The sequence below is a fragment of the Actinosynnema sp. genome (genome assembly GCF_052038725.1).
The window spans coordinates 1-5,784 of the sequence record NZ_JBQGCX010001241.1; the positions used below are offsets into that span (position 1 = coordinate 1).

A 5,784-nucleotide genomic window follows, 5' to 3' on the forward strand; every position below is an offset into this window, starting at 1 on the left:
CGACCTGGAGGCCGCCGCGCTGCGGTCGGCGCGGCTGGACCGGTACTGCGCGGAGCTGGGCCGCGATCCCCGGTCGATCACCAGGTCCACGGTGCTCAACGCCTCGTACGAGCACCCGGAGCGGACGCGGGAGGAGATCGGGCGGGCGCTGGAGCTCGGGTTCTCGCACGTGGTGCTGGGGCTGCCGGGGCCCTACCCGGAGCGGGTGGCGCGGTGGGTCGCGGACGAGCTGGTCGCGCCGTTCGCCTAGCCCGGCTCCCCCGGGTCGGCTCCCCCGGTTCGGCTCACCGGGGCCGGGACGCGGGCCGGGACGGCAGCCGATCGAGACGGGTGGTTGACGGCGGGCGCCCTGGGCTTGCATGGTCTGAGGTCCCAACGGATGCCGGTGGAACCGCCGCACACCGCGTTCTCGCGAAAGGCACACGCATGACAGCGACGTCATGGGGTGCGGCCAGGTCTGCGGCGGTCCTGCTGTCCGCCGCGCTCGCCGGCGCCCTGCTCGCCCCGACCGCCTCGGCGGCGGTGGACATCCCGGTGTCCGACCCGAACATCTCCTACGTCGGCCGCTGGGACGCCACCGGCGACCCGCGCGTGCCGCACTGGGCGGGCGCCTACCTCCAGACCGGGTTCACCGGCACCACCGTGAAGCTCAAGCTGCGGGACGCCGTCAACGTGTACACCAGCGTCGACGGCAAGCCCGACGTGTTCCACGCGGGCGTGCGCGGCACCGTCGACCTGACCCCGACGCCGCTGGCGGCGGGCAACCACACCCTGCGCGTGGCGTTCCGGTCCGGGGACACCGTGTTCGGCGGGCTGGTGCTGGACAGCGGGGCGCGGACGGTGGCGTTCACGCCGTCGGCCAAGGTGCTGGAGTTCGTCGGCGACTCGATCACCGCGGGCTACCTGGACTCGAAGCTGGCGCTGTCCTCGTACGGCTGGCTGGTGGGCGAGAGGCTCGGCCTGCCGCGCACCGTGATCGCCCGCGCGGGCTACTGCCTGGTGGCGCAGTCGGGGTGCGTGGGGCAGTCGGCGCAGTTCTTCCGCACGGACAGCACGGGCGCGGCGGGCTGGGACTTCGGCCGGTACCAGGCGGCGGCGGTCGTGGTGAACCTGGGCACGAACGACATCGGGCACGGCGTGTCGGAAAGCGCATTCCAGACGGCGTACGCGAAGTTCCTGCGGGACATCAGGGCGAAGTACCCGAACGCGGCGATCTTCGCGTTCCAGACGTTGAAGAAGCGGTACGCCGCGCAGACCAGGGCGGCGGTGGCGGCCGTCGGCGACGCGCGCACGTTCTTCGTCGACACCAGCGGCTGGCTGACCACCGGGACCGACTACGCCGACGGCGACGGGCACCCCAACGACGCGGGCCAGGCGAAGATCGCCGACCGGCTCGCCCCGATCATCGCGGCGAGGATCTGACATGGGCGCACGACTGATCACCGCGGCCCTGGCCGCCCTGCTGGCCACCGGCCGCGCCACCCCCGGCGCCGCCGCCGCGACCGGCGACGGCTCCCCGACCGACTCGAACGTGCGGTACTTCGGCCGCTGGAACACCGCCGACAGCACCGCCCACGTCTCGGAGTGGGCGGGCGCGTACGTGCTGGTCGGCTTCACCGGGACGACGGTGAAGCTGAAGCAGCGCAACGCGATCGACCTCTACGCGAGCATCGACGGCGGCGCCGACGTGCTGCACGCGAACGTGAGCGGCACCGTCAACCTGACCCCGACGCCGCTGAAGGCGGGCAACCACGTGCTGCGCGTGTCGTACCGGCCGATCGCGGGCTCGTACAAGGGCGACGCGGTGTTCCGGGGCGTGGCGCTGGACCCAGGGGCGCGCACCTACGCGCCGACGACGCCCGCGCGCACGGTGGAGTTCATCGGCGACTCGATCACCGTGGGGCAGCTGTCGTCGAAGCAGGCCCTGACCGGTTACGCCTGGCTGACCGGCGAGCGGTTGGGCGCGGCGCACACCCAGATCGCCGTGGGCGGCGCCTGCCTGTACCCGGCGGCGGACGGCTGCATCGGCATGAGCGACCGCTGGCTGCGCACCGGTCTCGCGGCGACCGCGCCCCTGTGGGACTTCACGAGGTACCGGGCGGACGCGGTGGTGGTGAACCTGGGCACGAACGACGTGGGCCACGGGGTGACGGGCGCGCAGTTCCAGGCGGGGTACACGACGCTGCTGCGGCGGGTGCGGGAGAAGTACCCGAACGCGGTGGTGTTCGCGCTGCGGGTGTTCCGGGGCCGGTACGTCGCGGAGACCCAGGCGGCGGTGGCGGCGGTGGGCGACCCGCGGATCCGGTTCGTGGACACCACGGGGTGGATCGTGGAGTCGACGGACACGGTGGACAACGTGCACCCGAACGACGCGGGGCACCGGAAGGTGGCGGACCGGTTGACGCCGTTGATCTCGGGCGCTTGGTGAGCGCGGCGGGGCAGGCTCGTCCTGCCCCGCGTTCCGCGGCTCGGCTTCGCGGCGAACGTCCCGCCGACCCAGGCCGCCCGCGTGCGCGGGATCGCGGGGTCGACGCGGGCCGGCCGGGACGTCAGCCCTTCTCGACCGCCTGCTCGGCGACCTTCGCGTGCAACCGCTCCCGGATCTCCTCCGGCGTGTAGGCCCGCCGCTTGCGCTCGGCCCGCGCCACCACCACCCCGGTCGCCGCGACCCCCGCGACACCGGCAAGTCCAACCAGCCTCCAGAACCGCATGTGCCTAGGCTACCCGGATGGGCGAAACGCGTATCTCCCTGGCCGAGGCCGTGGACCTCACCCGGACCGGCGACGTCTGGCTGTTCCGGGGCAGCTCACCGGCCGACCGGGCGATCCAGATGACCACCAACAGCCCCGTCAACCACGTCGGCATGTCCGTCGTCCTGGACGACCTGCCGCCGCTGATGTGGCACGCCGAGCTGGGCCGCTCGCTGCCCGACGTGTGGACCGGGACCCACCAGCGCGGGGTGCAGCTGCACGACCTGCACGACGCCGTCGTGGTGTGGGCGCGCAAGTACGGGCAGCGGGCCTGGCTGCGGCAGCTCGACCACTCGCTGGACGTGGACGACGCCGCGCTCAGGACCGTGGCCCGGCTGGACGGGACGCCGTTCCCGTCGACCGCGCGCCTGGCCGGGCGGTGGCTGCGCGGGCGGTTGCCCAGGGTGCGCCGGTCCGCCGAGACGACGCTGGAGACCGCCTACTGCGCCGAGGTGGTGGCGGTGACCTACGAGGCCATGGGGCTGCTGCCGACCGGTCGCCGCGCCAACTGGTACGACCCCGGCCGGTTCTGGAGCGGGGACGAGCTGGAGCTGCTCGCGGGCGCGCGGCTCGGCGCGGAGATCGCCGTGGACATCCCCGCCGACATCACCGAGGACACCGCCCCGCGCAAGCCGTGACTCAGGTCTGCACCGGGTAGACCGCGCCGACGGTGAAGCGGTCGCCGCAGACGACGGGCTGCTTGGTCCTCACCGTCATCGTGGACTTGGAGGCGGGCGGGAAGACGACGAGGGAGACCGGTTCCTCCCAGCAGCCCTCGTCGTCGTCCCCCGGTTCGCGCACGCTGGCGATCACGTCGGCCTGCACGGCCGTGCCGGGGACCAGGGTGACCGGTTCCTTGGGGCCGCCCACGCGACCGGCCGCGTCGCCGATGATCGCGTTGTCGCCGTCGCGCAGGGACACGCCGGGGAAGCCGTTGAGCACGCACTCCTGGTTGGAGGTGTTGGTGAACACCAGCCGGTAGCTGGCGACGCGCCCGCCGCGCTCGACCTCCTCGAAGGCCATGGTGAGCTGGGCGGTGGTGCAGCGGTTGCCGTCGGGGACGTCGGAGGCGGAGGCGGGCGGTTGGCCCGCGTCGCCGGGCTGCGAGGTGGCGGAGGTCGGCGGCGCGCCCGCCTGACCGGCGCCCTTGCCCTTGGTCACCAGGTAGAGCCCGCCGCCCGCGAGGGCGAGCACGGCGACGGCCGCGACGGCGGCGAGCGCGCCGGGACGGCGCTGGGCGGGCTGCGGACCGGTGGGCACGGGGTGGTGGACCTGGTGCGGCTGGTCGGTGCGGTGCTGGTAGGCGGTGGGCGGCTGCTGGTAGCCGGTGGGCGGGAGGCCCGCGAGGGTGGGCTGCGGGCCGGACCGGGGCAGCTGCTGGGGTCCGGACGACGGGCCCTGGTGCAGGCCCTGGTGTGCGCCCTGCTGCGGGAACTGCGCCGGGTGCGGCCGGGGCGGGGTGTGCGCGGGCGGGACGGGCTGCGACGGCGCCGGCGTGGGCGGTCCGACCAGCACGTCGGTGCGCTCGTCGCGGGCCGCCGCGCTGCGGGCGAGTGCCCGCCGGTACGCCGGGTGCTCCACGAGCGGCGGCGCGGGCTGGCAGCGCTCGATGATCGCGTGCGGGTCGGGCCGCCGCGCCGGGTCGCGGTCGGTGCACGCGGTGATCAGCGCGGCCAGCCCCGGCTCGACGCCGTCGAGGTCGATGTCGGCCTGCACGGTCCGGTAGGTGATCGCGTACGCGTTGCCGTCGCCGAAGGGCGGCCTGCCGGTGGCGGCGCGGGCGATGGTCGCGCCGAGCGCGAACACGTCGGCGGCCGGGCCCACCGCGTCGTCGGTCAGCACCTCGGGCGCGATGTAGCCGGGGCTGCCGGTGGCCAGGCCCTGCTGGGTGAGCGCGGTCTGCTCGGTCGCGCGGGCGATGCCGAAGTCGATCAGCTGCGGGCCGGTCGCGGACAGGATCACGTTCTGCGGCTTGACGTCGCGGTGCCACACGCCGTGCGCGTGGATGTCGGCGAGCCCCTCGGCGAGGGCGGCGAGCAGCGCGCGGCACAGGTCGGGCGGCAGGCCGCCCTCGTCCTTGATGGCGCTGGCGAGCGTGGGGCCGGGCACGTACTCGGTGGCGAACCAGCAGGGCGGGGTCGTGGTCTCGGAGTCGATGAGCGCGGCGGTGTAGGCGCTGCGCACGGTCCGGAGCGTCTCGACCTCGCGGCGGAACCGCTCCAGCGCGTTCGGGTCCTCCTGGAACCCCAGGTTGATCACCTTGACGGCGGCCAGCCTGCCACCGGGCGAGCGCCCCAGGTAGACGCTGCCCATCCCACCGGAGCCGAGCCGCCCGGTCAGGCGGTAGCGGCCGATCTCCACCGGGTCGGAAGCGTGAAGCGGCTGCACGGGGAACCTCTCTGTGGGCGCTGCGTCCCAGGCAGCGTACTGGGCAGCGGACGGGCGCTCGGGCACCGGCCGATCGCGCTCCGGGCTCCCGCCGCCGGTCGTCACTCGCCGTAGAACGTTGACAGCACAGGGTTTTCAGACGTGACGGCGGTCACGGTCGCACGGGTGGTCCCGGCGCTGTTGTTGCGCGGCAACGGTTCCGGGCCCGCTCCCGGGACGTCCCCGGCCGACGCGCCCGCGCCCCGGAACGTGCGGCGGCAGGCCCGCGGTGACACCCCGGTGGCGGCGCGCAGGTGCTCGCGCGGCGACGTGCCGCCCGCGAAGCCGACCGGCGCGGCCACGTCGTCGACCGGCAGGTCGGCGGACCCCGGCAGGTCGCGCGCCCGGTCGACCCGCTGGCGGTGCCGCGGCCGGGCGGGGCGCTGCGCCGACCAGGTGGACCCGCCCGCGCGGCACTGGCGTCCGGGCTGGCCGGGGCGCTCGCCCTCGCCGGGCTGGTCGCCACCAGCCCGCGGGCGGGAGCCGCCGCGGTGCCCGCGTTCCCCGGCGCGGCCGGGCCCGCCACGCACGCCGGCGGCGGCGGGGCGGGGACGTCCACGACGTCACCAACCTCACCGACACCGCCGCGGGCCCGCAGCCCGGTTCG

At 75.1% G+C, this 5,784-nt stretch carries 5 protein-coding genes and 2 pseudogenes; 5 read left to right on the top strand and 2 right to left on the bottom strand.

Features of this window, described 5'->3' with window-relative positions; genetic code table 11:
* From ACTUAL_RS26125 to ACTUAL_RS26135, 3 genes and pseudogenes are all read left to right on the top strand, one after another.
* Nucleotides 1-250 (top strand): annotated as a pseudogene (locus tag ACTUAL_RS26125) (LLM class flavin-dependent oxidoreductase); the annotation flags it as partial.
* 176 nt (nucleotides 251-426) lie between these two features.
* A complete protein-coding gene (locus tag ACTUAL_RS26130) occupies nucleotides 427-1,422 on the top strand; it encodes a GDSL-type esterase/lipase family protein (RefSeq protein WP_440902107.1) in 996 nt (331 codons plus the stop codon).
* Nucleotide 1,423: 1 nt separating this feature from the next.
* A complete protein-coding gene (locus ACTUAL_RS26135) occupies nucleotides 1,424-2,428 on the top strand; it encodes a GDSL-type esterase/lipase family protein (protein WP_440902108.1) in 1,005 nt (334 codons plus the stop codon).
* Nucleotides 2,429-2,549: 121 nt separating this feature from the next.
* Here ACTUAL_RS26135 and ACTUAL_RS26140 read toward each other — a convergent pair whose 3' ends face one another.
* Entirely contained in the window at nucleotides 2,550-2,711 is a 162-nt protein-coding gene (locus ACTUAL_RS26140; RefSeq protein WP_177154326.1) for a hypothetical protein, read from the bottom strand.
* A gap of 17 nt (nucleotides 2,712-2,728) precedes the next feature.
* Here ACTUAL_RS26140 and ACTUAL_RS26145 point away from each other — a divergent pair, with 17 nt between their 5' ends.
* Complete coding sequence (locus ACTUAL_RS26145) at nucleotides 2,729-3,388, top strand: hypothetical protein (RefSeq protein WP_440902109.1); 660 nt, start codon at nucleotides 2,729-2,731, stop codon at nucleotides 3,386-3,388.
* A gap of 1 nt (nucleotide 3,389) precedes the next feature.
* Here the strand turns inward: ACTUAL_RS26145 and ACTUAL_RS26150 are convergent, their stop codons facing one another.
* Nucleotides 3,390-5,138, bottom strand: a complete 1,749-nt coding sequence (locus tag ACTUAL_RS26150) for a protein kinase domain-containing protein (protein ID WP_440902110.1) — start codon at nucleotides 5,136-5,138, stop codon at nucleotides 3,390-3,392.
* A gap of 293 nt (nucleotides 5,139-5,431) precedes the next feature.
* Between ACTUAL_RS26150 and ACTUAL_RS26155 the strand changes: the two are divergent.
* Nucleotides 5,432-5,784 (top strand): annotated as a pseudogene (locus tag ACTUAL_RS26155) (hypothetical protein); the annotation flags it as partial.